General features: G+C 71.5%; 17 protein-coding genes. 8 read left to right on the forward strand and 9 right to left on the reverse strand.

Annotated elements, in window-relative coordinates; all coding sequences use genetic code 11:
* Both VEL82_08490 and VEL82_08495 read left to right on the forward strand, forming a co-directional pair.
* A partial coding sequence (locus VEL82_08490; protein ID HXW67893.1) for an alpha/beta hydrolase-fold protein occupies positions 1-528 on the forward strand: 528 nt, incomplete at its 5' end.
* 134 nt (positions 529-662) lie between these two features.
* A complete protein-coding gene (locus tag VEL82_08495) occupies positions 663-1,907 on the forward strand; it encodes an MFS transporter (protein ID HXW67894.1) in 1,245 nt (414 codons plus the stop codon).
* A gap of 50 nt (positions 1,908-1,957) precedes the next feature.
* Here the strand turns inward: VEL82_08495 and VEL82_08500 are convergent, their stop codons facing one another.
* The 4 genes from VEL82_08500 to VEL82_08515 form a co-directional block, all read right to left on the reverse strand.
* Complete coding sequence (locus VEL82_08500) at positions 1,958-5,056, reverse strand: thermopsin family protease (protein HXW67895.1); 3,099 nt, start codon at positions 5,054-5,056, stop codon at positions 1,958-1,960.
* Between the two features lie 119 nt (positions 5,057-5,175).
* Positions 5,176-7,128 carry an adenylate/guanylate cyclase domain-containing protein gene (locus VEL82_08505; GenBank protein HXW67896.1) on the reverse strand — a complete coding sequence of 651 codons (1,953 nt, stop codon included), beginning with the start codon at positions 7,126-7,128 and terminating at the stop codon, positions 5,176-5,178.
* Between the two features lie 80 nt (positions 7,129-7,208).
* On the reverse strand, positions 7,209-8,309 hold the full coding sequence (locus VEL82_08510) for an agmatine deiminase family protein (protein HXW67897.1): 1,101 nt from the start codon (positions 8,307-8,309) through the stop codon (positions 7,209-7,211).
* Positions 8,306-9,241: a carbon-nitrogen hydrolase gene (locus tag VEL82_08515; GenBank protein HXW67898.1), complete on the reverse strand. Its 936-nt coding sequence runs from the start codon at positions 9,239-9,241 to the stop codon at positions 8,306-8,308. The genes VEL82_08510 and VEL82_08515 overlap by 4 nt, the downstream gene beginning before the upstream one ends.
* Positions 9,242-9,452: 211 nt before the next feature.
* Here VEL82_08515 and VEL82_08520 point away from each other — a divergent pair, with 211 nt between their 5' ends.
* Entirely contained in the window at positions 9,453-9,917 is a 465-nt protein-coding gene (locus VEL82_08520; GenBank protein HXW67899.1) for a GNAT family N-acetyltransferase, read from the forward strand.
* Positions 9,918-9,953: 36 nt separating this feature from the next.
* Here the strand turns inward: VEL82_08520 and VEL82_08525 are convergent, their stop codons facing one another.
* A complete protein-coding gene (locus VEL82_08525; GenBank protein HXW67900.1) occupies positions 9,954-13,409 on the reverse strand; it encodes a hypothetical protein in 3,456 nt (1,151 codons plus the stop codon).
* A gap of 163 nt (positions 13,410-13,572) precedes the next feature.
* Between VEL82_08525 and VEL82_08530 the strand changes: the two genes are divergently transcribed.
* The 3 genes from VEL82_08530 to VEL82_08540 all read left to right on the forward strand — a co-directional run bounded on the left by VEL82_08530 (position 13,573) and on the right by VEL82_08540 (position 16,992).
* On the forward strand, positions 13,573-14,217 hold the full coding sequence (locus VEL82_08530; GenBank protein ID HXW67901.1) for a DUF308 domain-containing protein: 645 nt from the start codon (positions 13,573-13,575) through the stop codon (positions 14,215-14,217).
* Positions 14,218-14,279: 62 nt separating this feature from the next.
* On the forward strand, positions 14,280-15,608 hold the full coding sequence (locus tag VEL82_08535) for a DUF1015 family protein (protein ID HXW67902.1): 1,329 nt from the start codon (positions 14,280-14,282) through the stop codon (positions 15,606-15,608).
* Positions 15,609-15,723: 115 nt separating this feature from the next.
* On the forward strand, positions 15,724-16,992 hold the full coding sequence (locus VEL82_08540) for a DEAD/DEAH box helicase (protein HXW67903.1): 1,269 nt from the start codon (positions 15,724-15,726) through the stop codon (positions 16,990-16,992).
* A gap of 7 nt (positions 16,993-16,999) precedes the next feature.
* Here the strand turns inward: VEL82_08540 and VEL82_08545 are convergent, their stop codons facing one another.
* Positions 17,000-19,795 carry a YncE family protein gene (locus VEL82_08545; GenBank protein HXW67904.1) on the reverse strand — a complete coding sequence of 932 codons (2,796 nt, stop codon included), beginning with the start codon at positions 19,793-19,795 and terminating at the stop codon, positions 17,000-17,002.
* Between the two features lie 120 nt (positions 19,796-19,915).
* Positions 19,916-21,046, reverse strand: a complete 1,131-nt coding sequence (locus VEL82_08550) for an FAD-dependent oxidoreductase (protein HXW67905.1) — start codon at positions 21,044-21,046, stop codon at positions 19,916-19,918.
* A 117-nt stretch (positions 21,047-21,163) separates the two neighbouring features.
* Between VEL82_08550 and VEL82_08555 the strand changes: the two genes are divergently transcribed.
* Positions 21,164-21,646: a universal stress protein gene (locus tag VEL82_08555; GenBank protein ID HXW67906.1), complete on the forward strand. Its 483-nt coding sequence runs from the start codon at positions 21,164-21,166 to the stop codon at positions 21,644-21,646.
* Between the two features lies 1 nt (position 21,647).
* Here VEL82_08555 and VEL82_08560 read toward each other — a convergent pair whose 3' ends face one another.
* Together VEL82_08560 and VEL82_08565 are read right to left on the reverse strand one after the other, a co-directional pair.
* Positions 21,648-22,784: a VWA domain-containing protein gene (locus VEL82_08560; protein HXW67907.1), complete on the reverse strand. Its 1,137-nt coding sequence runs from the start codon at positions 22,782-22,784 to the stop codon at positions 21,648-21,650.
* 5 nt (positions 22,785-22,789) lie between these two features.
* Positions 22,790-23,701 carry a MoxR family ATPase gene (locus VEL82_08565; GenBank protein HXW67908.1) on the reverse strand — a complete coding sequence of 304 codons (912 nt, stop codon included), beginning with the start codon at positions 23,699-23,701 and terminating at the stop codon, positions 22,790-22,792.
* Positions 23,702-23,805: 104 nt separating this feature from the next.
* On the opposite strand from VEL82_08565, the gene moaA reads away from it, so the two are divergent.
* Positions 23,806-24,777, forward strand: coding sequence for a GTP 3',8-cyclase MoaA (gene moaA, locus VEL82_08570; GenBank protein HXW67909.1), 972 nt, complete (start codon positions 23,806-23,808; stop codon positions 24,775-24,777).
* The last annotated feature ends 12 nt before the right edge of the window (positions 24,778-24,789 follow it).

Here is a 24,789-nt window from a genome sequence, read left to right on the forward strand (position 1 = left end):
GTGCTGGTCGGCAACGCCGCCCACCGTCGCTGGCAGGAGCTCGCAGGCAACCCGGCGTTCGCTCGGTTCGTCGGCGAGGAGCTCGTTCCGCTGCTGCGTCGAGAGTACGACAAACGGGTCCCCGCTCGGAGAATCGTGCTCGCGGGCTCGAGCCTCGGCGCGCTGACGTCGTGCTTCGTCGCGCTGTGGTATCCACGGCTCTTTGGGAACGTCCTGGCCCAGTCCGGCGCGTTCCCGTGGGAATGTTCCGATCCCGGTGGCGGAAAGTCGACGCTGATGGAGCAGTACGCCCGAGCACCCCGGCACGCCGTGCGGTTCTACCTCGACGCGGGGACCCACGAGCGCTTCCCCGACCCCGTCATGGGCGTGTCGCTGCTCTGGTCGGTCATGCACATGCGCGACGTGCTCGAGGCTCGCGGATATCGCGTCCACTGCGCGGAGTTCGAAGGGGGTCACGACTACGCCTGCTGGAAGGGGACACTCGCCGACGGCCTGATCCACCTGCTGGGCCGACGGGCCGGCGACTGACCGACCGACGAGCGTCGGCCCGGCGGCGGAAGGCGACCCATTCGTCGACCACGGCGGGGGCCATCTCCCTCAGCACTGGCGATGTGCGCCGGCAGTGCGCAAGCTAGTTAGCGACCCCCCTGTGGTGCGACGCCGTGGACCGCAACGTGCGAGTTCTCGCCGTCGGCATGGCGATCCGAACGTTCGGCTCCGCCCTCTACAGCCCGTTCCTCGCCCTGTTCCTGTTCTCCGTGATGCAGATCAGTTACGTCGAGATCGGCGTGATCTTTGTCGCGATCGGCGGAGTCCAGCTGCCGTTCGGCTTTGCTGGCGGACTCTGGGCCGATCGGATCGGGCGGCGCCGTCTGATCATCGTCGCGTTGGCCACGGAGTCGATCCTCGTCGCGGCACTCGCCTACGCCTTCGACATACGCTCGCTCGCGCTGTCGATCGCCGTCGCCACGGTCGGGGGCTCGTTGCTCGCGGCCAGCAGCGCGGCCTTCTCCGCGTACATCGCCGACTGGGGCTCGGGGAGCGAGCGGACGCGCGCGTTCACCTGGTACCGGATCAGCTTCAACGCGGGCTTCGCGGTCGGAGCGGCCCTGGGGGGGACGCTCGTGGAGGTGATCGGGTTCGTCGACGCCCTGCTGGTCGCCTCCGGCGTCGTCGCGGTCGCCACCGGGTTCGTCGTCGCGACCCTCGCGCCGTCGCCGGTCGACCTGCGACTGCGCCATCAGGGTCCCGTCCGCGAGCCCGCGCCGGCGGCGCCGAAACCCGAGCGGTCCCTGCGCCAGAGCCTGGCGCTCCTCTCCCGCGACAGGACCGCGCTCGTCGTCGCGACCGGCTTCGCGCTCGCCTACCTTGCGGTCGGGCAGTGGAACGTCACGTTCTCCCTCTTCGTCCACAACAAGCTCGGGATCAGCTACTTCCTGCTGGGGATCGGTCTCGCGATGAACGGCGTCCTGGTGGTCGTGGCCCAGTCGTTCACCACCGAGCGCTTGCTCGGCCGGCGGCACACGAGCATCGCGATCGGAGGCGTTGTGTTGTATGTGATCGCCTACCTCCTGCTCGGCGTCGCGGCGCTCTGGGCGCTCCTGCCCGCGATCCTGTTCCTCGTCGCGGTGGTCATCCTGACGATGGGGGAGAACGTCGTCTCGATCCCGTCGACCACGCTGCCATCGAACCTGGCCCCCGCCGGCGAGGTCGGCGCCTACAACGGGGCCTTCAACACGTTCCTCGGCGCGGCCGGCCTCGCGTCGATCTTCTTCGGGGGGGCCGTGCTCACCGCTGTCGCCAACCCGCTGCTCGAGTGGGTGCTGCTCGTACTGCCGGCGATCCCCGCGATCGCGATCCTCCGCTATGCCTCGCGCCGGATACCGATCTCGATGGATCGTGCGTGAACGCCGGCTGAGCCGGTGCCGCCGGGGCAGGCGCCGAGCCTTCGCGGTCCCTAGCGGCGGGCCGGCGGCCTCGCCGGAGCTCGCACCGCGCGAGTGGGCGGCGGTCGCGAAGCCCGAGGCGCTCGACCTCGGCGGACGGCGTGGGCGAGCAGGGCGAGCGAGGCGGCGGCGAGCGCCAGCAGGCCGCCGAAGAGAGCGTACCCCTCGAGTCCCGTGAGCGGAGCGCCGCCCGTGGGAGCGCTCGAAACCTCGTAGGTGAGACCCGCGCTGACCGCCGAGACTCCGTCCGAGTCGGTCACCGTTACCGAAACCGCGTAGCGGCCCGCGGCGCTTGGAGAGCAGCTGATGTACGACGCGTTCGCGGCCGCGCACCCCGGCGGCAGGCCCGCCCAGGCGAACTCAAGGGAGCCGGAGCCCGAGGTCGTCGCGGCGGAGAAGGTGACCGATTCCCCCACCGCCCCGGTCGTCGGCGAGGCGGTCGGAGCGGAGACGGTAGGGTCCTCGTACGCCGTGAAGGGGACCGACGCGGAGACCGTGAAGTTGTCGGCGTCCGTCACGTAGACCGAGACGACTCCGGCCGACGGACCGCTGGGCACGCAGTCGATGTCGGGCATATCGGAGACCGCGCAGCCCGGCGGTAGGCCGGTCCAGTCGTAGCGGTACGGAGCCTGCCCGCCTCCGGCGCCTTGAACGTCGAACGTGACCGCCTGGCCGACGTCGGCACTCGCCCGAGACCCCACGAGGGCGGCGACCGAGGGGTCGGAATAGACCGAGTAGCCCACCGTGCCGTTGACGCTGAGCCCGTTGGAGTCGGTGACGGTGACGCTAGCGGTGCCGTCCCCCGGAGCGCTCGGGTCGCAGGAGATGGTGGAGACGTCGCTGGCGCTGCATCCGGTCGGAAGGCCGGTCCAGTCAAAGTCGAACGGGGCGGCCCCGCCGCTGAGTCCCGAGACGTTCAGCTCGATCTCCTGGCCGACGTCCACGGCGGAGGGGATCGCCCGCACGCTGGCGATCGAGGGATCCGCGTCCACCGGGTAGGGCAGCGGCCCGCTGGCCGCTCTGCCGCCGTCCGAGTCCGTCACGTTCACGCTCACCGACGCGGCACCGGCGTCGGACGGGACGCAGCGGACTTCGGGCGCGGATACCGAGAGACAGCCGATCGGCAGACCCGACCAGGCGTAGGTGTAGTCGCCGGAGCCGCCGGAGGCGTTCGACCAGAAGGTCACCGCCTGCCCGACATCGATCGAATCGGCGGGGCTCGCGGACGGGACGGGGGCGTACGGGCCGGAGAGGACGGTGAACGAGAGGCTCGCGCTGACCACGCGGAAGTCGTTCGCGTCGGTCACGGCGACCGAGATCGAGTAGCTGCCCGCGGTGGCGGGGGTGCAGGTGGGGCTCGCCGTCCCGGCCCCCGTGCAGGGCCCGGGGAGGCCGCTCCAGCTATAGTTGTACGGGGTGGCGCCGCCCTTCGGCGCGGCCGTGAAGGTGACCGGTTGGCCGGTTTCGGCGCTCGCACGGCTCGGGCTCGGCGTCGCGACGCTCGGGTCGGAGTCGACGGAGAAGGAGAGGCTGGCGCTCGTGGCGGACTGGCCGCCGGAGTCGGTGACGGTGACGTTCACCGAGTAGCTGCCCGAATCGCTCGGAGTGCAGGAGAGCGAGAGCGAGGAGGAGGCGGTGCATCCGAGCCCCGATGGGGCGGTCTTCCAGGCGTAGGTGTCTCCGCCGGTGCCCGACGCGACGAGCGTCGAGTGGAACGTGACGGACTGGGCGACATCCACGCCCGACGGCGAGGCGGTGGGGGTGCTGACCTCCGGGCCGCAGGAGCCGGTGTCGGTCACGTTGAGCGTCGCCTTCGCCTTGATCTCGCACTCGCCGAGATCGTGGCTGGCGCTGCTCGAGTTCACCCAGACGTGGTAGGTGCCCGGCACGAGGGTGAGCGTCGCCGAGTCGTTGACGAACGCCCAAGTGTCCCCGGGGATGGCGACTGTCCCGGCGGCGATCCCCGGCGCCGAGATCGCCAGGGTCCCGACCCGGTTCTGGGTATACGCCTGCTCAGGCGTCGCGTTGCGGGCGGTGCCGTTGAGCTGGAGCGTCAGCGGGAGACCGGCGGCGTCGCTGGTGAAGATCGACTGGATGTTGCTGACCGCCTCCGCCGTGTTCGCCCCGAAGTTCCAGACCGCGGGTGGCGCCTCGAAGTTGTGGCCGTTCCAGTAGAGCAGCCGGGACGTCGCGTGGGTCGCGTTCTCGGCCTGCGTCGCCGCGCCGTTGCCGGGACCGCCGAGGGAGAACTCCGCGTCGTAGAACAGACCGATCGGATTGTAGAGGTTCCCGTCGACCAGGAAGTTGTTGTCAGCCGAGACGGTCTTCGCCCAGGGCCACACCACGTTGTCGTAGGTGACGTAGTGGTTCGTCACCATGTCCCAGTACTCGAAGGCGACCTCGGGCTCGGCGTGGGCTCCCCGGTAGGAGCGCACGAGCAGGCCGTAGTCGCCGGGGCTCGGCAGGGTTCGGTAGGCTCCCGGCTGGGTGGTCGCGCTCACTGCGTAGTAGCCCTCGCAGCCGCTGTAGGGATAGACAGTCCCGTTGCCGCTGACCCCGGTGTTGTTGAGGCAGGACGTGGTGAAGTTCCAGATGTTGTCCTCGAAGCCGATCTCCATCGTCGACGAGTCGACGATGGCGACGTCCTGGATCCAGTACGCGTAGTTGTGGCCGTTCTGCACGAACTCCAGGACGACGTTGAGCTGGTCGCTGTACTGGTAGTTGCTGTCCGCCTCGAGGTCGAGCGATCGATAGGAGAAGTTGCCGAGGAACTCGGTGGAGTTGTACTCGTAGGGCTGGCCGTTCGCCCCGACGCCGAAGTCCGCGATTCCCATCGGCGCGGGCTCGCTCGAGTAGTAGCCGCTGGGGTCGACCGTGGCGGGCGCGGCCAGACCGATGGGATGGACGCGGACCGGCAGGAAGGGGATCGGCGCCCGACCCCCCTCGCTCGCGGGTGCGACCCCGGCCCGCGGGGCGGCCGGGTGCTCGGAGGTGGGGGGCGCGGGTGCGCCGAGCGCTCCGAGCGGCACCACGAGCGCGCCGGCGGTCACGAGGATCGCCACCAGCGACGCGAACGATCGAGAATGCGTGCGGTTCCGCTGCCCAGACATGATGTGTATCAATACGCACCATGCACTGGCGCGCTCCTCCGCTATAAGGCTTCACTTTACGGCCGTCTCGGCGCCGGCGACGTCCCGCCGGCGCCCCGTCCGGCCGGGCCGGCGCCGCCCTAGACGAGTCGGTTCGGGATCGGGTCGGTCGGCAGCCCGTAGCGCCGGAGGAGGGCGACGAACCGGGGGTCCCGACGGATCGGATCGAAGAAGAGACCCCGGTACCAGAGCCAGAAGACCCGCTCGCCGTCGACGTAGTCCGCCTCGAGCAGATCGAGCGCCGTCGGTGCCTCGCCGAGGACCGAGAGGAGCATGGCGAGGTAGGTTCGGGACATGTACGACTTCCACTCGCGGCGGGCGACCTCGGCCAGGATGTCGCGGGCGTCCTTGGGCCGACCGATCAGCGCGTTGAGGAGCGCGCGATCGAAGCGCTGCTCTTCCGTCGCGCCCGGCATCGGGGAGTCGGCCTCGGCGACCGCCTCCGCGCGGTGGCCCGTCGCGAGGTAGATCAGCCCGAGAAAGTTGTGGTGACCGGCGGCGTCGGCGGGATCGGTGCGCTCGTCGCGCAACAGGCGGATCGCCTCGTCGCCGTTGCCCGACTCGAACTCCGCCCACGCGAGGGAGGTCGCGGCGCCGCCGCTCGGGTCGAGGCGAACGACCTGCCGGAAGTTCTCCTTCGCGAGGTCCCAGCGCGCGAGCGCCATGTTAAGCAGCGCGTAGAAGCGGTAGGCGGCCACGTTGCTCGGGTTCAGCGCGATCGCGGTCTGGAACTCCGCCTCCGCGCGGGACCAGTCGTGGTCGGACTGGAAGATCAAGTTCGCGAGGGCCGCATGGGCGTCGGAGGAGTTCGGGTCGAGCGCCAGCGCCCGGTCGACGAGCTCGCGCGCCCGAGGGATGACTTTACGCATCGCCACCACGTCGCCGGCGACGGTCACGTACAGCTGCGCCCACGCCGCGTAGGCCTCGGCGAAGGTCGGATCGAGCTCGGTCGCGCGCTCGAAGAAACGGACCGCCTCCTCGTAGCTGTGCTTGTGCCGCTCGCTCGAGGCGACGAGCCCTCGCAGGTAGAGGTCGTAGGCCGCCGGGTTCTGGGTGCCCCGGCGCGCCGCCGACGGTCGTTCCGACGGGGCGAGCTGGAGCCGGAGCGCCTCGGCGGTCCGCCCCGCGATATCCGCCTGAACGGCGAAGACGTCGTCGACCTCGCGGTTGTAGCTGCTCGCCCAGATGTGCCGCTGGCTCGCGACATCGATCAACTGCAGCGTGATCCGGATGCGGGTCCCGGCCTTGCGAACGCTGCCCTCGAGCACCGTGTCGACCCCCAGCTCGCGGCCGACCTCGGCGATCGACTTCGGCGCGTTCTTGTACGGCGTGACGGAGGTCCGTGCGATGACGCTGAGCCCGCGCACCTGGGACAGGACCGAGATGAGCTCCTCCGTGAGTCCGTCCGCGAAGTAGCCGTCGCCGGGGTCGGGGCTGATGTTCGCGAGCGGGAGGACCGCGAGGTGTCGCGTGTCCCCGTCCGCGGGGGCCGCGGCCCCCGCGCCGCGGTCTCCGCCGGGGAGGATCCGCCAGACGCTGAGCGGGAGCCGGATGTTCTTCAGCCGCGCCGGCGGCAGCTTCTCGAACGCGACGTCGAGCTTGTTCTCCACCTGATCGTACACCTGTTGCGAGAGGCAGATGCCGCCCGGCTCGGCCAGCGGTTGGATCCGCGACGCGATGTTCACGGCGTCGCCGAGGACATCCCCATGCGTGGGCACGACCTCCCCGACGTGGATTCCGATCCGGATCCGGATGCGCCAGTCCTCGGTGGCGGAAGCGTTGTACTCGGCGAGCGCGCCTTGGATCGCCACCGCACAGCGCGTCGCTTCGAGCGCGCTGTCGAACTCGACGAGGAAGGCGTCGCCGACGGTCTTGACCTCCCGCCCCGCGAACGTGGCGAAGATCGGGCGGAGCAGACGGTTGTGACGGTCGAGGACCGCGAGCGCGGTCGCCTCGTTCGCCTGCGCGAGGGCGGAGTAGCCGACCATGTCCGTGAACATGATCGCGGCGAGCCGACGGCGCCCTTCGCTCATGCCTCCGAACTCCCCCGTGCGGAGTTAAGCGCTCCGAGCAGGGTCGCGGAACGCGGTCGGGGCGAGGGGGTTTCGGGCGTTCAGCGCCCGCCCACCGCCGCGGGCTGCTGCTGGGTCAGGCAGTGGATCGTCCCGAGCCCCCAGACCAGATCCCGCGATCGGATCCCGACCACCTCGCGGTCCGGGAAGGCGCCCCGCAGGACGTCCATCGCCGCGCCGTCGTGGGGGTCATCGAAGGTCGGGACGAGGACGGAACCGTTGGCCACGTAGAAGTTCGCATAGCTCGCCGGCAGTCGCTGCCCCCGATAGACGACCGGACGGGGGCTGGGCAGCTCGCGCACCACGAGCCGCCGGCCGTGACGGGTGCGGAAGCGCTCCAGCCGGTCCCGGTTCTGCTCGAGCACCCCGCGGTTCTCGTCGTCTTCGCCGTACGGACTGACCACGAGCACCGAGGCCGGTCCCACGAACCGCGCGAGATCGTCGATATGGCCCTGGGTGTCGTCGCCGTCGATCCCCTCTCCGAGCCAGACGACCTCCTCGATCCCGAGGTTCGCGCGAAGGGCCGACTCGGTCGCCGCGCGTCCGAGACCGGGGTTGCGCACGTTCGGTCCGCCGAGCAGGCACGCCTCGGTCGCGAGCAAGAGCCCGGCGCCGTCCACGTCGATCGCTCCCCCCTCGAGGGTCACCCATCGGCCCCGCCACCGCGCCCGATAGAGGGGCCGGCCGAGGTGCCGCCCGATCCACGGGGGCACCCGACGGTCGCGGTGCCAGTCGGGGTACTTGGCCCAGGCGTTGAACTTCCACTGGATCAGGGCGACGGACGCGCGATCCGCGGGCGCCGAGCCCGACCGCCGGACGAACGTGGGCCCCGAGTCCCGCATCCAGCTCCGGTCGGTGGGCAGGAGGTGGGCGCGCACCCGATCGAGCTCGACGTGACTGTGCTCGAGCCGCCGCATCGCGTGCCGGGCCTGGCGCCGATCGGGGAAGAGAATCTCGACGGTCTCACCGCGGGCGAGCTGCCGGACGATCTCCACGAACGTCCAGCGGACCACGCCGAGACGGCCGGGCCAGTCGTCGCCCTGGTGGGGCCAGGCGATCCACGTCGCCTCGTGCGGCTCCCACTCGGCGGGCATACGGTAGCCGAGCCGCGCAGGGCTCGGAGCGGCCTTCCGCGGGCTCATCCGGGCCCGCCGGACTCGTCCAGGAACCGGCGGGTGAGGGCGCCGTAGGCGTCGACCCGACGGTCCCGCAGGAACGGCCAGTGCTGACGCGTCCGCTCCACCACCCGCGGGTCCACGTCCGCGACCAGGACCTCCTCTCGGTCGTGGGATCCCTCGACGAGCACCCGTCCGAACGGGTCGGCGACGAACGAGCCGCCCCAGAACTCGATCCCCGGGCCGGCGGCGCGGTCCCCGCGCACGTCCCCGTGCTCGAGGCCGACCCGGTTCGCCACCGCGACGTACACGCCGTTCGCGATCGCGTGGGCCCGCTGGACCGTCCGCCAGGCGTCATGCTGGGCCTCCCCGAATTCCGCCTTCTCGCCCGGGTGCCAGCCGATCGCGGTCGGATACGCGAGCAGCTCGGCGCCCGTGAGCGCGGTCAGGCGCGCCGCCTCCGGATACCACTGGTCCCAGCAGATGAGCACCCCGACCCGACCGACGGTCAGCGGGAACGAACGGAAGCCGAGGTCGCCCGGCGCGAAGTAGAACTTCTCGAAGTAGAGCGGGTCATCGGGAATGTGCATCTTGCGGTAGATCCCCGCGAGGCGGCCGTCGCGATCGATCACCGCCACCGCGTTGTGGTAGACGCCGGGCGCCCGGCGCTCGAACACGGGGGCGAGCACCGCGACCGAGAGGCGTTTCGCCTCTTCCGTGAGCCGCTCGACCGTCGGTCCCGGGATCGGTTCGGCGAGCGCGAACATCGCGTGATCCTCCCGCTGGCAGAAGTACTGCGATCGAAACAGCTCGGGGAGCGCGACGAGGTCGGCGCTCCGCTCCTTAGCAACGCGCAGGTGCTGGACCGCACGCTCGAGGTTCTCGTCCGGATCCGGCGTCTCCGACATCTGGACGAGCGCGACCCGGAAGGATCCCGGTCCCGACCCCGCCGGCGCCATCGGCTGTGCTGAGCCCTCCGCCGGGCGCACGGAGGCACGGGCACACATAATGGCCCGGGAGGCGGACGCCCGGTGCCCGGGTCCGGGGCCGGGGGTCGCGGCCGCCGTCCGGGGCCCCGGGCCCTCCGCCGGTTCCGGGGTCCCAGTGCCCGGGCGCCCCGCCCCCGGGAACCCGAGCCGTTTTCCGCGCGAGCTCGGTCGGGAGCGGCCGATGGCGTTCGAGTTCCTCAGCCCGGACCGCCTGACCGACGGGGTCGTCGACCTCGTGATCGAGTCGCGCGAGCCGGCGGACCCCGAGAAAGGGCACGCGCCGATGTACCGGTACCGCATCGAACTGCACGGGAGCGGCGATCCGGTCGGCCAGCTTCGTTTTCGAGTCGGACACACGCCGCTCCTGGAAATGGCCGGACATCTCGGTTACCAGGTCGAGGAGGCCCACCGGGGCCATGGCTACGCCGAGCGCGCCTGCCGTCTGGTGCGCTCCGTGGCGCTCGCCCACGGATTCGATCGCCTGCGGATCACGCTGGAACCGAGCAACGCCGCTTCGCGCCGCACGGTGGAGAAGCTCGGGGCGGAGTACCGGGACACCGTCGAGCTCCCGGCGGACCACCCGATGTTCCGCGAGGATCGGCAGCGGCTGCGGCGCTACGACTGGACGATCCGTTCGTCCCGCTGAGCCACCGCTGACCCCGCGCGGGCCGCGCGATCTCCATCAGGGCTCGTCGGTCGGCACCTCGGGGTTCTGAGTGTCCCCGAGCTCGTGGGGCTTCTTCTTGAACATCCGCTCGCTCATGCGCTGGAGCCGCGCCATCTGGGCATCGATGTCCTCGACCGGCGGCTCGACCGGGGGTGGCGGGGCGGGGGCGGACGGTGCTGGCCGGGAGAATCCGTCGGCCGGCCCGCGCGGCGCGGGGGGTGCGGAGGCCGTCGGACCCGACGGGTGGACCCCGGCCGCCGGGGCCGCCTCCTCCCACGGCGCGACGGGGCGAGCGCGCGACGCCGCCCGGGACGGGCGCGTCCCGCGGCGGCGCCGGTCGAACACCATCAGGAGGACGAACAGGAGTCCGATCACGACCGCCGCGACCACGACGATCCACCACGGGAAGCTGCCGGTCGACGCCGGCGGCGGAACGGTCGAGCCGGTGACCGTGAACTCGACCGTCAGGGTGTGGTTGCCCTCGGCGATCGTCACGGGATGGACCCCGGCCGGAGCGCCGCCGGGCACGACGAACGAGCAGGCGAAGGCCCCGGTCGCGCTCGTGGTGCCGCTACACAGCACCTTCGAGGCGTTCCAGCTGACCGTGTAGGTCTGATCGGCGTCGAACCCGCTACCGGAAAGCTGGGCGAGCGCGCCGGCGGCGCCGCTCCCAGGGGAGAGCGCGGCGCCGGGGATGAGGGAGAATGACGCCGACGCGGAGAGTCCACCCTCCGCAGCTACGATCCCGTAGACGTCGGCCACGGCCGCCGGCGTCGTGAACGTGCACGAGAAACCGCCGACGGCCGAGGTGAGGTTCGCGCACAGGACCGGCCCGAGCCCCCAGGAGACGTTCACCGCGACGTTCGCGGCGAACCCGGCGCCCGTCGCGACGACCGTCGCTCCCACGACTCCGGAGGTCAGCGAGAGGCCGAGCGACGGCTGGATGTCGAAGTTCGTGCCCGCTTCGTCCGTCCCGGAGCCCGCGAGCACGCCGGCGGGCCCGGCCGGCGTGGCCGGGACCGTGAACGCGCAACTGAAGCCTCCGAAGCTGTTGGTCACTCCGGCGCAGACGACCGCGCCCGAGCTCCAGCTCACCGAGTAGCTCGTCCCGGCGGCGAATCCCGTGCCCGCACCGGTCACCGAGGTGCCGACGCTCCCCGAGCTCGGGATCAGGATCAGGTCGGAGCTGACCACGAACGTGGCGCTCGGAGCGTAGGCGCCTTCGACCGCCGTGATCGTGTGGTCGCCGCCGATCGACTCGGGCACGACGAACGTGCAGCCGAAACCACCGGAACCGTTCGTCGTCCCCGAGCAGAGCAGCACCTCGGAGTCCCAGAGCAGCGAGATCGCCTGGTCGGCGTCGAAACCGGTGCCCGCGACATTCACGGTGGCACCGGAGACCCCGCTCGACGCGGAGAGCGCGACGGCGGGGGTGATCGCGAACGAGGTGACCGCCGTGTGGGTGTGGTCGGTCACGCTCACGACGTAGGGTCCGGCGGGCGCGTAGGGGATCGTCGCGACGCACGTGATGATGCCGATGTCGCTGACCTCTCCGCCGCAGAGCGTGACCGTGGTGTTCCACGTGACCGAGAAGGCAGCGTTGGCGGCAAACCCGCCGCCCTCGACCGAGACCGAGGATCCGACCGGGCCCGAGTTGGGAACGATCGAGACGCCCGGAACGATGGTGAACGTCGCCGTCGCGCTGAAGGCGCCGACGGTCGCGCTGACGGTCGCCGGCCCGGCGGGGACCACGGGGGCGAGGAACGGGCAGGAAAGGCTACCGTTCGTCGCCGTCGTGCCCGAGCAGACGGGGGTGGTCCCGTTCCACTCGATCGCGAAGGCCGACTGCGCGGCGAAGCCGGTCGCGTTCGCCGTGACGGTCGAGCCGACGGGGCCGCTCACGGGGCTCAGCCCGAGCGACGCCTCGACGTCGAACGAGCCGGTCGCACCGTTGATGCCGTCGCCCGCGCCGATCGCCTCGGCGCCTCCCGGCACCTCGGGGACCGTGAAGCTGCAGCGGAAGCCGCCCGTCGAATTCACGGTGAGCGAACCGGACGAGCAGGCAGCGATCCCCGCGCCCGAGAACGTCAGCGCGATCGTTCGACCGGGACCGAAACCGGTGCCCGAGACCGTGGTGGTGGACCCGACGGTCCCTTCGGACGGCGCGACGTTCAGTGTCGGAGACTCGACCAGGAACGTGGCGGACGCCGAGTTGTTCTTGTCCGCGGCGGCCAGGGTCTGGGTACCGGCGGGCACCGCGGGCACGCTGAAGTCGCAGTCGTAATCCCCCGAGCTGCTCGTCTTGTTGCTGGTCGCGTCGGCACACTGGGTGATCGGGACGGCGTCGAACGCCACGGTGAGCACCGTATCCGGCGCGAACCCGCTGCCGGTCGCGGTGACCGCGGAGGCGACGTACCCGGTCGTCGGAGCGATCGAGAGCGTGGGCTCCCCGACCGTGAAGTCGGCCAGGGCGTGGTTCGTCCCGTCCGACGCGTTGACGACGACCGACCCGGCGAGTATGCCCGGAACCGTGAACGTGCAGTCGAAGAACCCGGTGCTGCTGTTGGTCTCGTTGCTGCCCGCGGTGCACTGCTTGATGCTGACGGTGCCGAACTTGAGGTCGAGCACCTTGCTTCGGGCGTAGCCCTGCCCCGTCGCCTCCACGCTCGAACCGATCTGCCCCGAAGTGGGGGTCAGCAGGAGCGTGGGGGCGTTCACCGTGAACGCCGTCGTGGCGTTGTGGACCGAGTCGTCGGCGCTGACCGTGGCCGCGCCGGCGGGCACCACGGGGATGGTGAACTTGCAGTCCAGGTCGCCGCTCGCGTCCGTGGTGAGCGAGCCGGACTTGCAGCTCGAGACCGTCTTCGTGTCGACCTTGAGGGTGAGGGCGGTCGACGGCGAGTAGCCGACCCCGGTCGCCTTGGTGGTGTTGGAGACGTACTCGGAATCGGGCGACAGCGTCAGCGTCGCGTTCTTGATCGTGAAGTCGGCGAACGACATGTTCGTGGACTCGTTGGCGAACACCGGATAGGCGCCCGCCGGGAACGCCAGGGGGACCGGGAAGTGGCACCAGAACGCGCCGCTCGAGTTCGAGACGTTCGTGGTGCTGTCCCCGCAGGTGATGACCTGGTCGGCGAAGGTGATGTTGACCGCGCTCTCGTTGCCGAAGCCGGTCCCCGAGAAGTTGACGAGGGCGCCGGGGTAGGCCGCCGTCGGCTCGATCTCGACGGACGCAGGATCGCCGAGCATGGGAACGAAATGCCCGGGAGCGTGGGCCGCCCCGGCCGCCGAGAGATCGCGCGCCGCCGGCGTCGCGACCCCTACGAGGCTGATCGTACCGACGGACAGGGCGAACGCCAGGAGGACCAGCACGAGCGGGCGGGTCGCCTGCGACGGAGCGCCGGGGCGGAGTCGATCGGTCGTCCGTCCGGGCCGAACGGTCGCGGAGCGGGCTCGTCGCGGGGCGCTCACTCGGCTTCGCTCCCGGGGCCGACCGCCCCGTCAGGCAGGATAAAAAGGGCCGCGACGCGGCAATAAATCCTGCGGGCACGCTCCGGGCGGCACTCCCGCGGGGCCGGGGGAGGCCGCCCGCCCGCGGGCTCGCCGTTATAGACCGGACGGAGTTCGCGCGACCATGAACTCGACCTCGGCGCCGATTGGGCCGGCCTCCACCCCCCCACCCGCCGCAGGACCACAGCCGACGTGGCATCGCGCGCTGGAGATCTTTGCCGGAGTTCTCGCCATTGGGCTGGCGGCGATCGCGCTCGCCGACCCGGGCCTCGGCCTCGCGCTCGCGGTCTTCCTGTTCGCCCTCGCGCTCCTGTGGCTCGGACTCTGGCGTCTGACGCGCGCGTGGGCCCGGCCGGATCGCAAGGGCTGGCAGCGGGGGCTGGATGGCGCCGCCGGCACGATAGCGATCGTGCTCGCCTTCCTCGTGATCGCAGTGCCGTTCTTCGCCGTCGTCGCCCTGCTGGTGCTCATTGTCCTCCTGTGCGTGGGCTTCATGCTGATCGGGTTCAGCTGGCTCGGCGTGGCCGCCGGCCATGCGGGAGAGCCCGGATGGTACCGGGGCATGGGTGCGGTGCTGGGCGCGGTGGGGATCCTCGCCGCGGTCGTGGTGCTGTTCGACACGGTCGCGGCGTTGCTGACGCTCGTGCTGCTGCTCGCCGTCGGCCTGATCCTGCTCGGACTCGCCGACCTCGTCTCGGGCATCACCGGTCGGCCGTTCCGATCGCCGTTCACGATCCCGACCGCTTTCCGACCGCCGCCGAGCGCCTAGGGCGGCGGGCGCGGCAAGCGCCCTTATCCGCCCCACGGGCTCGCTCGGCGGGGTTACGGAAATTGGTCGAGTTGCGCCCGTTCCGTGCCTTCCACCCGGACCCCGCCAGCGGCGATCCGCGACGGCTCGTCTGCCCGGTCTACGACACGATGACCGACGACGAGCTTGCCCGCTACGCCTCGGCCGACCCGAACAACGCGGCGGGCTTCGTGCCCCGGCCGCGATCGCTGTCGCTGGCGGACTTCCTCGAGCGCGCGAGCGGGAACCTCCGACGGGCGCTCGCCTCGGGAGCCTTCCGGCAGGATCCGACGCCGGCCTTCTACGTCTACGGCATCCGGTACGTGCCGCCCGACGACATCCGGGAAGCACTACCGGCGGACGAGCGGCGTCCGGAGTACCTGCTGCTCGGGCTGGTCGGCGCGCTGCCGTTCGAGCGGCTCGCGCACGGCCTGGTCGCGCTCCACGAACGGACGTTCGCCGACCGCGTCGCGGAGCGCGTCGCCCTCACGGAGGCGACCGGCATGTCGTTCGCGCCGATCCTCGCCGGCTATCATGCAGCCGACCACCGGCTCAACGACCGGCTCGAGGGCCTCCTCGGCATCGACCGGCGGCGCCTCGCCTTCGAGGGCGCCCGACCCCCGGTCGTCGAGGCGACGCTCGGCGAGACGACCCACCGACTCTGGCGCATCGACGATCCGTCCGAGCTCGAGGCGCTCGCCGCGGCGACCGCTCCCCTGCGTCTACTGATCCTGGACGGGCACCACCGCTTCACCGCCGCGGCCCGACGCTTCTACGACGGCCGCCCGAGCGCGCCGCTCGTGATGCTCGTCGACGGGGAGGATCGCGCGCTCCGGCTCCTCCCCTGGCATCGGGTGCTGCCGGCCCGGGCGCGAGCCTTCCCGGCGCTGATCGAGGCTGCTCGGCTGCACTTCGACGCCGTGCTCTCGATGCCGGGCCCGCTCACCGCGGAGGCTGCGATCGAGAGGCTGCACCGCATGCGGGCTTCGGGAGTCCGGGGCTTCGTGGCCGCATCGCGAGACGCCGCGTATGAGGTCCACGGTCCGGCAAGCGAGGACGCCGGCGCCGACTTCGACCTCCTGCACGGATTCCTGGACGACATCCTCGAGCTCGACCCCGAGGACCTGCAGTTCGTGCGCTCCCCCCGCCGAGCCCTCGAGCTCGCGCGAGGGTCCGGGCCGGACGACGCGGGGACGGCGATCCTGCTGCCGGGGCTGAGCGCCCGGGGCGTGGAACAGCGCGCGTTCGAGCGCGGCCAGGTGATGGCCGAGAAGTCGACGATGTTCCTACCGAAAGTAGCGGAAGGGGTGCTGTTCGCCTCGGCCGGCGAGGCGGCTCGAGGGCCCCCCTCCAGGGCCGGCCCGACCGGCTGAGCGTGCCGCGCTAGGGCGACACGCGCGGCCAATCAGCCTATAAGCCAGCCCCTCGTGGAACGCGCGACCCGGAACCCCCCGTTTGCTCCGGCCGATTGGGGCGCCCGAGACCCAGATGACCGACGCCCCATCGAAGAATAGCCGCCCGAGCCCGGCCCGAACGTTCGACGATCTGCCGCTCGATGCCGCCCTGCGGCGGGGCGTGCAGGAGATGGGTTACCGGGAGCCCACGCCGATCCAGCAGGGCACGATCCCCCATGCGGTGGAGGGACGCGACCTCATCGGCACCGCGCAGACCGGCACCGGCAAGACCGCCGCCTTCCTCCTTCCGATCCTGGAGCGTCTGCTCGACCGGCCGCGCGGGGCGATCTACGCGCTGGTCCTCACGCCCACCCGAGAGCTCGCGCTGCAGGCCGAGGGGTTCCTCCGGCAGCTCGGCCGCCACACCCGCCTGCGGGGCGCGGCCGTCTACGGCGGCGTCGGGATGGCCGACCAGGAGAAGGCGCTCCGAGGCGGCGCGGAGATCATCGTGGCGACCCCGGGCCGCCTGCTCGACCACCTGCAGCGCGGGTACGTGCACTTCGACCGCCTCGAGATCCTCGTCCTGGACGAGGCCGACCGGATGCTCGACATGGGCTTCCTGCCCGACGTGCGCCGGATCCTCGGCCGGCTGCCGCGCCGCCGCCAGACGATGCTGTTCAGCGCGACCATGCCGGCCGAGGTCGTTCGGCTCGCCCAGGAGTTCCTGCACGATCCGCACATCATCCGGGCGGACGCGCCGACGGTCGCGGCGGTCGGAGTGACCCACCGCGCGATCGAGGTCGCGCCGGACCAGAAGACCAGCGCGCTGGTCGCGGCCCTGCGCGACCCGAGCCGCGCGAGCGTCCTCGTCTTCACGCGGACCAAGCACCGCGCCGACCGCCTGGCGCGCCAGCTCTCGCAGGCGGGCGTGCCGGCGAGCGTCATCCACGGCAACCGCAGCCAGGCCCAGCGGATCCGGGCGCTCGAAGGGTTCCGGCAGGGCCGGGCGCGCGTCCTGGTGGCGACGGACATCGCCGCGCGCGGGATCGACGTCGAGGGCGTCACGGACGTCGTGAACTACGACGTGCCGCACGAGCCCGAGATCTACGTCCACCGGGTGGGCCGCACCGCGCGGGCCCAGCGGCGGGGCGACGCCCTCACGCTCGCCTCGCGCGAGGAGCTCCCGGACCTCGCCCGCATCGAGAGGCTCCTCGGCTTCCCGATCCCCCGCGAGACCAGCACGGGCGCTCCGCTGCCGCGATCCCGGCCCGAACCGTCGCCCCGACGGACCCAGCCCCGGTTCGAGCGAAGGTCGGGTCCCCGCGCCGAGTCGCGCGATCCTTCCCGCTACCAGCGCTGGTGATCCGGTTTCAGCCCGCCGGCGGCGGGGGCGGAGGTCCCGGTGGCGGGGACGGGGCGACGGGGGGCGGCGCCGCAGGCGTCCCCCTCCGCCGGCGTCGGAGGACGAGGAGGATGAGGACGATCGCCAGGACGACGACCGCTCCGATGGCGATCCACCCCACGAGCGCAAGCCCCGCCGGGGCCGGCCCCGCCGGGCTCGTGACCGTCAGGGTGGCCGACGCGTTGCCGCTCTGCCCGGCGGAGGTCGTGACGTCGACCTTGAGCGTGTAGGTCCCCGCGGCGGAGGGGTCGCACGGGAACGAGCTCACGTTGCCGGCCGAGCAGCCGCCGGGGAGGTCGAGGTACGCGTACGAGACCGTTCCGACCGCACCCGAGACCCCGGTCGAGACGATCGACGTGGCGCCGAGCCCGAGCGACGCCGGGTCGAGCTCCAGCGACACGTGGAGGCCCCCGCTGAGGCTCGAGGCGGTGACGTTGAGCAGCGCCGTCGCGCTCGCGGTCTCGGCGTCGGAGCCGGTCACGTTCACGCCGATCACGTAGAGCCCGACCCGCGCCGGCGTGCACGCGAACGACGCCTCGTCCACGTACGGGCAACCGCTCGGGAGCGTCGAGTACGCGTAGGAGAACGGTCCGGTCCCGCCGAAGGTGGCGGTGCGGATCGTGGTCGAGCTCCCGATGAGCACGGGATCCGGCGTCGCGCCCAGCGTCGCCGAGAGGGGCGTCGTCGGCGAGGAGACGTTGCCGAGCGCGACCGCATACACGGCGCCGGGGTAGGCGCCGACCGCGAACAGCTCCTGCGCCACCGGATCGTAGGAGACGCCGGCGTCGATGTCGCCCAAGGCGATCGATCCGTAGAACGTGGCGTTCGTGGCGTTGACCAGGCTCACCCCGGCGATGCCCGGGGCGCTGAGCGCGGACGACGCGATGATCGTCTCGTTCACGGGATCCCAGGTGAGGAAGTACGGCGAACCGATCAGGCCCAGCGGGATGTTCTGAACGGTGGTGTTCGTGGCGCCCGAGATCGCCGTGAGGTTGTTGCTCAGCGAGTTGGCGACGTAGACGAGGCCGTTCGCGGGATCGACGACGAGACCGGCCGGGCCCCCGCCGACGCTGACCGTCGCGACGACCACGGACGCGGCGACGTCGAGGACGCTGACCGTGTCGTCGAAGTTGTTGGAGACATACAGCCCGTCGTTCGCCGGATCGAAGACCACGCCGGTCGGGCGGTCTCCGACGGGAATCCAGCGAACCTCCGACGCGCCGAGCGTGGAGAGCTCCGTCACGGTCTCGTTGTAATAGTTGGCCACGAAGACCGCGTGGTCCGTCGGGTCGTAGGCGATGCCGCTGGGCCCGTCGAAATCGGTCGCCGGCAGGTAGGTCACCGCGAAGGTCGTGGCGTTCACCACGGCCACGCCGCTGAGCCCGGGCGTCGGATCGAAGAAGCCCACGTAGAGCGTGTCGTTGACCGGGTCGTAGGCGACCGAGCCCGAGAGGTAGAGGATGTCGTGGCCGGTGTAGCCAACGAAGGCGCTGCGGACGACCGTGTCCGAAGCGGGGTCGAGCTGGTAGAGTCGCCCGGTCCCGCCATCGTAGACGTACTCCGCGTTGTGCGCCGCGCTGTAGGCGATCCCCGTCGGGAGCCGCTCGACGCCGACGGAACCGGTCAGGCGGCCGGTGGCCACGGAGATCTCGGTGACGTTCGAGGAGGCGTAGAGGAAGCCGTCGGTGTCGGTCGCGAGGACCAGGTCATCGACGGGATCGAACGCCAGCCCCTGCGGGAAGGAGTAGGCCCCCGTCCCGACCGAGCCGAGCTCGATGGTCGAGTTCGCGGCGAACCAGGACACGTTCCATAGCTGCTCCTCGGCAACGAACAGTTCGTCGTTCGCTAGATCCAGCGCCAGGCCGTCGGCGGGGTCGTAGCCGGGTCCGCTGACGTTCCCGTCGAGGTACGGTACGCTCAGGTTCACGATCCCGACCCCACCCTGGGAGCCGGCGACGTAGACCCTCCCGTTCTCGGGATCGTAGAGCTCGGTCCCGGGATAGTTCGCGGCGCCGAATCCGATGCTGCCGCTCACGTCGAGATCGGCGGCGTCGATGACGGTGAGGTTGTGCGATTCCTTGTTCGCGACGATCGCCGCGTTGAGCCCGGTGTCGACGGCCACGCCGTCCGGAAAGCTACCGACGGCCACGGTGCCGGCCAGGGCGTAGTCGGTGGCATCGAGCACGGTCACGTTGGCGCTATCGTAGTTCGCGACGAACATGTCGCCCGAGCGCCAATCGAAGGCGATGGCGTCCGGGTCGTAGCCGACCGGGATCGTCCGCTCGATCGCGTAGGTGGAGGCGTCGTAGACGGTGACGTTCGCGTAGACCGAGTCGTCCGTGACCCACATCGTGTTCGAGACGTTGTCGTAGACGATGGCGTCCGGGTCGATCGCGGGGATCAGCCGGACGCCGCTGTCGGAGGCCGCGTCCAGGACGTCGATCGCCTGGACGGAGGTCGCCCACGCCGTCCCGTTCGCCGGATCGTACGCGACGGCTCCAGGACTGCTCGTGAAGTCGGCCCAGACGTTCCCCGGTACGCTCGACTGATTGTAGAGGATCAGCGTTCGCTGCACTGCTCCGAAGGACTCCGTCAGAGGGTGCGGGCCGGGGAGGGCACCCGAGGACCCCGGGCTCCGCGCGAGCCCCGTCGGCGGCGCCCCGGCGGCCCCACCGACGCTGACCGATGGAACGCTCGCTGCCAGCAGCAGGGTGACCCCCACGAGCACCAGCAGCGAGAGCGCGAAGTGGGGGGGCCTGTGCATCGATCGGCGCCTCCGGCCCGGGTCGGCTACGGTCGCCGACCATAAAGTCTCGTCCCGCCACCGAGGGCGCGAACCGGGGGACTACCCCCACTAGGATCGCTCCGGAGCCCCCGACGCGCCCTAGGCCGTTCCCAGCGAATCCCCGAGCCGATCGGGGAGGAACGGCCGAGGATCGAGGGGGGGCAAACGCCCGTCGATCAGGTCGGCCACGATCCTTCCGGTGGCGATCGACGTCGTGATGCCGATGCCCTCGTGGGCGGCGGCGAGGAACAGCCAGGGACGCGCCGGCACCCGACCGAGGATCGGGATCGAGTCCGGACCGGCCGGCCGCAGTCCGGCCCAGGTGCGCTCGACCGTCAGACGGTCGAATTCCGGCAGGAACTCCCGAGCCCGGGCCAGCAGGCGCTCGATCACACGCGGATCGACCTCGAGCGATTCGCCGACGTACTGGCGAGTCGCGCCCAGCAGGTATCGGCCGCTCGTGCGGGGTTGGAAGCTGAACGAGATGACGTCGTCCCGCGACGCTTCGGTGTCGCGCACGTACCCGATCTCGGAGAGCTGGTGACGGACGAAGCCCGGCCGGGGCGCGATCAGGGCGATGTGCCCCTTGCGCGGTCGGATTGGCAGCTGGGGCATCAGCCGCGGTGCCTGCCATCCGGCGGCGAGGACAATCCGATCCGACGCCACCCGCGTTCCGTCGTCGAGAACGACTCCCTCCGGCCCCAGCGAGCGAACGTGCGCACCGCCGCGGAGCTCGGCCCCGGCGGACACGGCCTCCCGCAGCAGGTAGTGCGTGGCTTCGGCCGCGTCGAGCACGACGTCCCCGGCGACCCAGCAGGCACCTGGCAGGTCGGCCCGGAGGTTCGGCTCGAGCTCGTGCAGTCGTGCCCCGTCGATCGACTCGGCCTCGACTCCGTGGGCGCGGAACCGCGCTTCCTTCGCGGCAACCTCGGCCATCTCCTCTTCGGAGGTCGCGATCCAGAGCGATCCCCGACGCACGTACTCGACCTCGGGGGGCAGCCGGGGCGCCTCCTTCGCCCACAGCTCGAGCGCGAGCCGGGTGAGCGCTAGCTGCGCCGGGTTGTCGTCATAGACGCCCACGTGGCCCATCGCGCGACAGCTGGTCTCCCGCCCGGGCTCTCCCGCCTCGAGCAGCACGACCGATCGCCCGGCCCGCGCGATCTCCCTCGCGCACGCTCCGCCGACGATCCCGGCCCCGACGACGGCCACGTCGTAGCGCGGGGAGGCCACGGCCGCCCCACGTCCCAGCCCCTCTAAACGTCTCAGCCGCGTTACGGCCGGACGCGTCGCGAGCGACCGGGACGCTCCCTTAAGCCGAGGAGCCCCGTGCCCGGCCCAGCGCGCCCAATGTTCGATCGGATCCTCGTCGCGTTCGACGCGTCCCCGGAATCTCGCCGCGCGTTCCAGGTGGCCCTGGAGGTCGCCGCGAGATTCCGCTCGGCCCTCACGGTCGCCACCGTCCATCCGCCCTCGCGTACCGCCGCCGATGCCGAGTTGGACAGCCTCGTCCCGATCGATGCGGACGGTCAGTCGCTTTCGGTACTGATCGAACAGATGCGCACGGCCGCGACCGCTCGCGGCGTCCCGTCGCTCGAGTCGGTCGCGCTGAGAGGCGAGACCGTGCCGTCGCTGATCGAGTACCTGAACCACCACCCCCACGACCTCGCGGTCGCCGGCACGCGGGGGCTCACGCGAGGTCGACGCCTTCTGCTCGGCAGCGTCTCCTCCGGGCTGGCGACCGATGCCCCGTGCCCGGTCCTGGTCGTGCGGCCGGTCCGCCGCGCGAAGGGGGCCGCCGAGGGCGGCGCCTTGCCGCCCCACAAGAGCTGAGCTAGATCGGGAACGCCCGCAGCGGCCAGCGGGACTCGAAGTCCTCGGGACCCAGCAACCGGTCGATCTGGGGGAGGGCGGCCTCGAGCGCCCCCACGCGAGGTTCGAAGCCGGCCCGCCGGGTGTAGGGAGCGACCCAGACGATCGACCCGACCCGCGGGCGGAGACGGGCCAGCTCTCGGGCGACCTCGTCGGTCTCCCCCAGGTCCCAGCCGTCGCTCAGGATGACGAGCGTGGTCTGCTCGCGCAGGGTCCCGCCGAAGCGCCGCACGAACTCCCCGAGGGAGCGGCCGATCCGGGTCCCGCCGTCCGCGCCGTCGATCCGCCGGCTCACGGTCTCGAGCGCGCGTCGGTAGCCGAAGCGGCGCACGTCGGCGGTGATCTCCTCGACCCGCGTGCTGAACGCGAAGACCCGTCCTCGTCGCGACGTCCGTTCGAGCGCGTGGACCAGGCCGAAGAATCGGCTCTCGTGCTCGCGCATGGACCCGCTGACGTCCCAGAGCAGGACGAACTCCGCGCGCGTCGGCCGGGGGCGGGCCCGACGCAGCTCGAGCAGCTCCCCGCTGTGATGGATGCTCAAGCGGATCGTGTCGCCCAGCTCGACGCGGCCGTGACGCGAACGGGTGCGGCGACGGCCCGGTAGCCGCGCCGATTCGCGGCGAAACCGGCGCGCGCCGCGTCGCAGGGCCCGCAGCTCGCGGTCGGCGAGCGCGGACAGCGCGTGCGGCCGTCGCGGCGCGCTCATGCTGTAGGTCCCCAGTGGCACCGCGACCAGGACCGGCTCGTCGCGCTCGAAACGACGCCGGGCAGCGGTCCCGGCCGGAGGGCGCGGGGCCTTCGGCCGGAGCGCGCGGACCTCCGAGCCCGGCCGCGGCCGCGCACCGGCCGCACCGCCCTCCCGGAAGAACGCGTCGAACTCCGCGGCGACGGCGGCGGCCTCGGTCGGCGACTTCGCCAGCGTGACCGTCGCGGCCTCGCGCCACTGCCGTCGGTCGAATGGGTCCACGACCGCCGCTGCGGCCGCGAAGTCAAGCTCGGCCCCGGTGCCGACCGGGATCCCCGCACGCCGCAGGTGGGACCCGAACGCGGCGATCCGATCGATCAGCCGCCGCTCGATCGCGCGAGCGTCGAACGCCACAGAATCTACCCCAGCAGGGCGGCAATGCGGTCGGGTCCGATCGAACGCAGGTCCTGGGCGTCCTTGACGAGGAACCCGAGCGTCGCCTCGATCGTCTCCGGATCGAGCTGGCGGCGCCCCAGCGAGAGCAGCGCGGCGGCCCAGTCGAGCGTCTCGGCGACCCCGGGGCGCTTGGCGAGCTCGGGCTCCGAACGCAGCCGCTGCACGAAGCCCACCAGGCTCCGGGCGAGCGCCGGTGCGAGGTCCGGAAGGCGACGCCGGACGATGGCGACCTCCTTCTCGACGTCCGGGTAGTCGAGGTAGACGTACAGGCAGCGGCGCTTTAGCGCGTCGCTCAGCTCGCGGGTGCGGTTGGAGGTGATCACGACGAGCGGGATCCGCTTCGCTCGGATCGTGCCCAGCTCGGGGATCGTCACCTGGAATTCGGAAAGGAACTCGAGCAGCAGACCCTCGAACTCCTCGTCCGCGCGGTCGATCTCGTCGATGAGGAGGACCGGGCGGTGCGCGCCGTCCCCTTCGAGCGCCCGGACGAGGGGTCGCTTGAGCAGGAAGCGCTCGCTGAAGACCTCCTTTTCTAGGCGGGCATCGGCGCCATCGCGCTCGTGCAGGCGGATCGTCAGGAGCTGGCGCGGGTAGTCCCAGTCATAGAGCGCCGAGCGGGCGTCCAGGCCCTCAAAGCACTGGAGCCGCAGGAGCTCGACGCCGGTGGCCGCGGCGAGCGCCTTGGCGATCTCGGTCTTGCCGCAGCCCGGCTCGCCCTCGACGAGGAGCGGCTTCCCGAGCCGCGCGCTCAGGAAGACGGCCATCGACAGCGGCGCGTCCGCGAGATAGTTCTGCGCGAGCAGCAACGCGGACACCCCGGGCGCATCGACCCAGGACGACGCATCGCTCGCGCCGGCCCCGTTCGCGGTCGCCATCGGCCTCCAAAGCCGCCGTCGGCGAATGAACATTTCCCCGCGACCGATCGGCGGCCTCCGAGCCGTCGCGCAAGCCTATACCCTCTCTGGACGTCCGGTCCGGCGTGCTGGTCGACCGCTTCGGCCGAGGGGTCACGGACCTGCGGGTCAGTGTGACCAAGCGCTGCAACTTCGGCTGCATCTACTGCCACGACGAGGGCCTCGGGCCGGTCGATCGCCCCCGCGCCCCCCACGCCGAGGAGATGTCGCCGGTCGAGATCGAGCGGATCGTCCGCGTGGCGCGCGAGTTCGACATCCGTTCGGTGAAGTTCACCGGCGGTGAGCCGCTGGTCCGCCACGACATGGAGGAGATCGTCGACCGCACCGTGCGACACATGGACGACGTCTCTCTGACGACGAACGGGTCGATGCTCGCCGCGCGCGCCGAGGCGCTGCGGAACGCCGGCCTGAAGCGGATCAACGTCTCGATCGACTCGCTCGACCCGGCGGCGTTCCGGGAGATCCGTCGCGGGGCGCTCGCGCCGGTGCTGCGGGGCATCGAGCGGGCGCTGCACGTGGGCCTCAAGCCGGTGAAGCTGAACATGGTCGTCTTCCGCCCCACGGTCGAGCATATCCCGGAGATGATCCGGTTCGTCAGCCGGAACGAAGGGCTCAAGCTGCAGCTGATCCAGTTCATGCCCGAGCTCGTGGGACCGAAGGATTGGTCCGTCGACATCGATTCCGTCAAGGGCTGGCTCGCGCGCCGCGCCGACCGCGTGCTGGTGCGCGAGATGCACCACCGCCGCATCTACCAGTTCGGCGGCGCGGAGGTGGAGGTCGTCGACCCGGTCTATAACCGGGAGTTCTGCCAGAACTGCCACCGGATCCGGGTGACGCACCGCGGGGAGCTCAAGGGCTGTCTCAACCGCAACGACGACCTGATCCCGACGCGGGGCCTGGACGATCGGGAGATCCGGCAGGCGTTCCGGACGTGCGTCGCCGAGCGGGTCCCGTACTACGGAGCCTACGTCCGGGACCATCCGGTGCGTGATCCGTCCGCCGCGCCCCTGCTCCAGCTGGCGCCCGCGCCGGACTGACCCGGCCGCGCG

The sequence above is a fragment of the Thermoplasmata archaeon genome, from assembly GCA_035622275.1.
Classification (GTDB): Archaea; Thermoplasmatota; Thermoplasmata; order Lutacidiplasmatales; family UBA184; genus Lutacidiplasma.

What these genes read in the sequence shown, in the direction of transcription:
- VEL82_08500 (HXW67895.1), bottom strand. Translation starts at nt 5,056, where the DNA reads ATGTCTGGGCAGCGGAACCGCACGCATTCTCGATCGTTCGCGTCGCTG.
- VEL82_08505 (HXW67896.1), bottom strand. Translation starts at nt 7,128, where the DNA reads ATGAGCGAAGGGCGCCGTCGGCTCGCCGCGATCATGTTCACGGACATG.
- VEL82_08510 (HXW67897.1), bottom strand. Translation starts at nt 8,309, where the DNA reads ATGAGCCCGCGGAAGGCCGCTCCGAGCCCTGCGCGGCTCGGCTACCGT.
- VEL82_08515 (HXW67898.1), bottom strand. Translation starts at nt 9,241, where the DNA reads ATGGCGCCGGCGGGGTCGGGACCGGGATCCTTCCGGGTCGCGCTCGTC.
- VEL82_08520 (HXW67899.1), top strand. Translation starts at nt 9,453, where the DNA reads ATGGCGTTCGAGTTCCTCAGCCCGGACCGCCTGACCGACGGGGTCGTC.
- VEL82_08530 (HXW67901.1), top strand. Translation starts at nt 13,573, where the DNA reads ATGAACTCGACCTCGGCGCCGATTGGGCCGGCCTCCACCCCCCCACCC.
- VEL82_08540 (HXW67903.1), top strand. Translation starts at nt 15,724, where the DNA reads ATGACCGACGCCCCATCGAAGAATAGCCGCCCGAGCCCGGCCCGAACG.
- VEL82_08545 (HXW67904.1), bottom strand. Translation starts at nt 19,795, where the DNA reads ATGCACAGGCCCCCCCACTTCGCGCTCTCGCTGCTGGTGCTCGTGGGG.
- VEL82_08555 (HXW67906.1), top strand. Translation starts at nt 21,164, where the DNA reads ATGTTCGATCGGATCCTCGTCGCGTTCGACGCGTCCCCGGAATCTCGC.
- VEL82_08565 (HXW67908.1), bottom strand. Translation starts at nt 23,701, where the DNA reads ATGGCGACCGCGAACGGGGCCGGCGCGAGCGATGCGTCGTCCTGGGTC.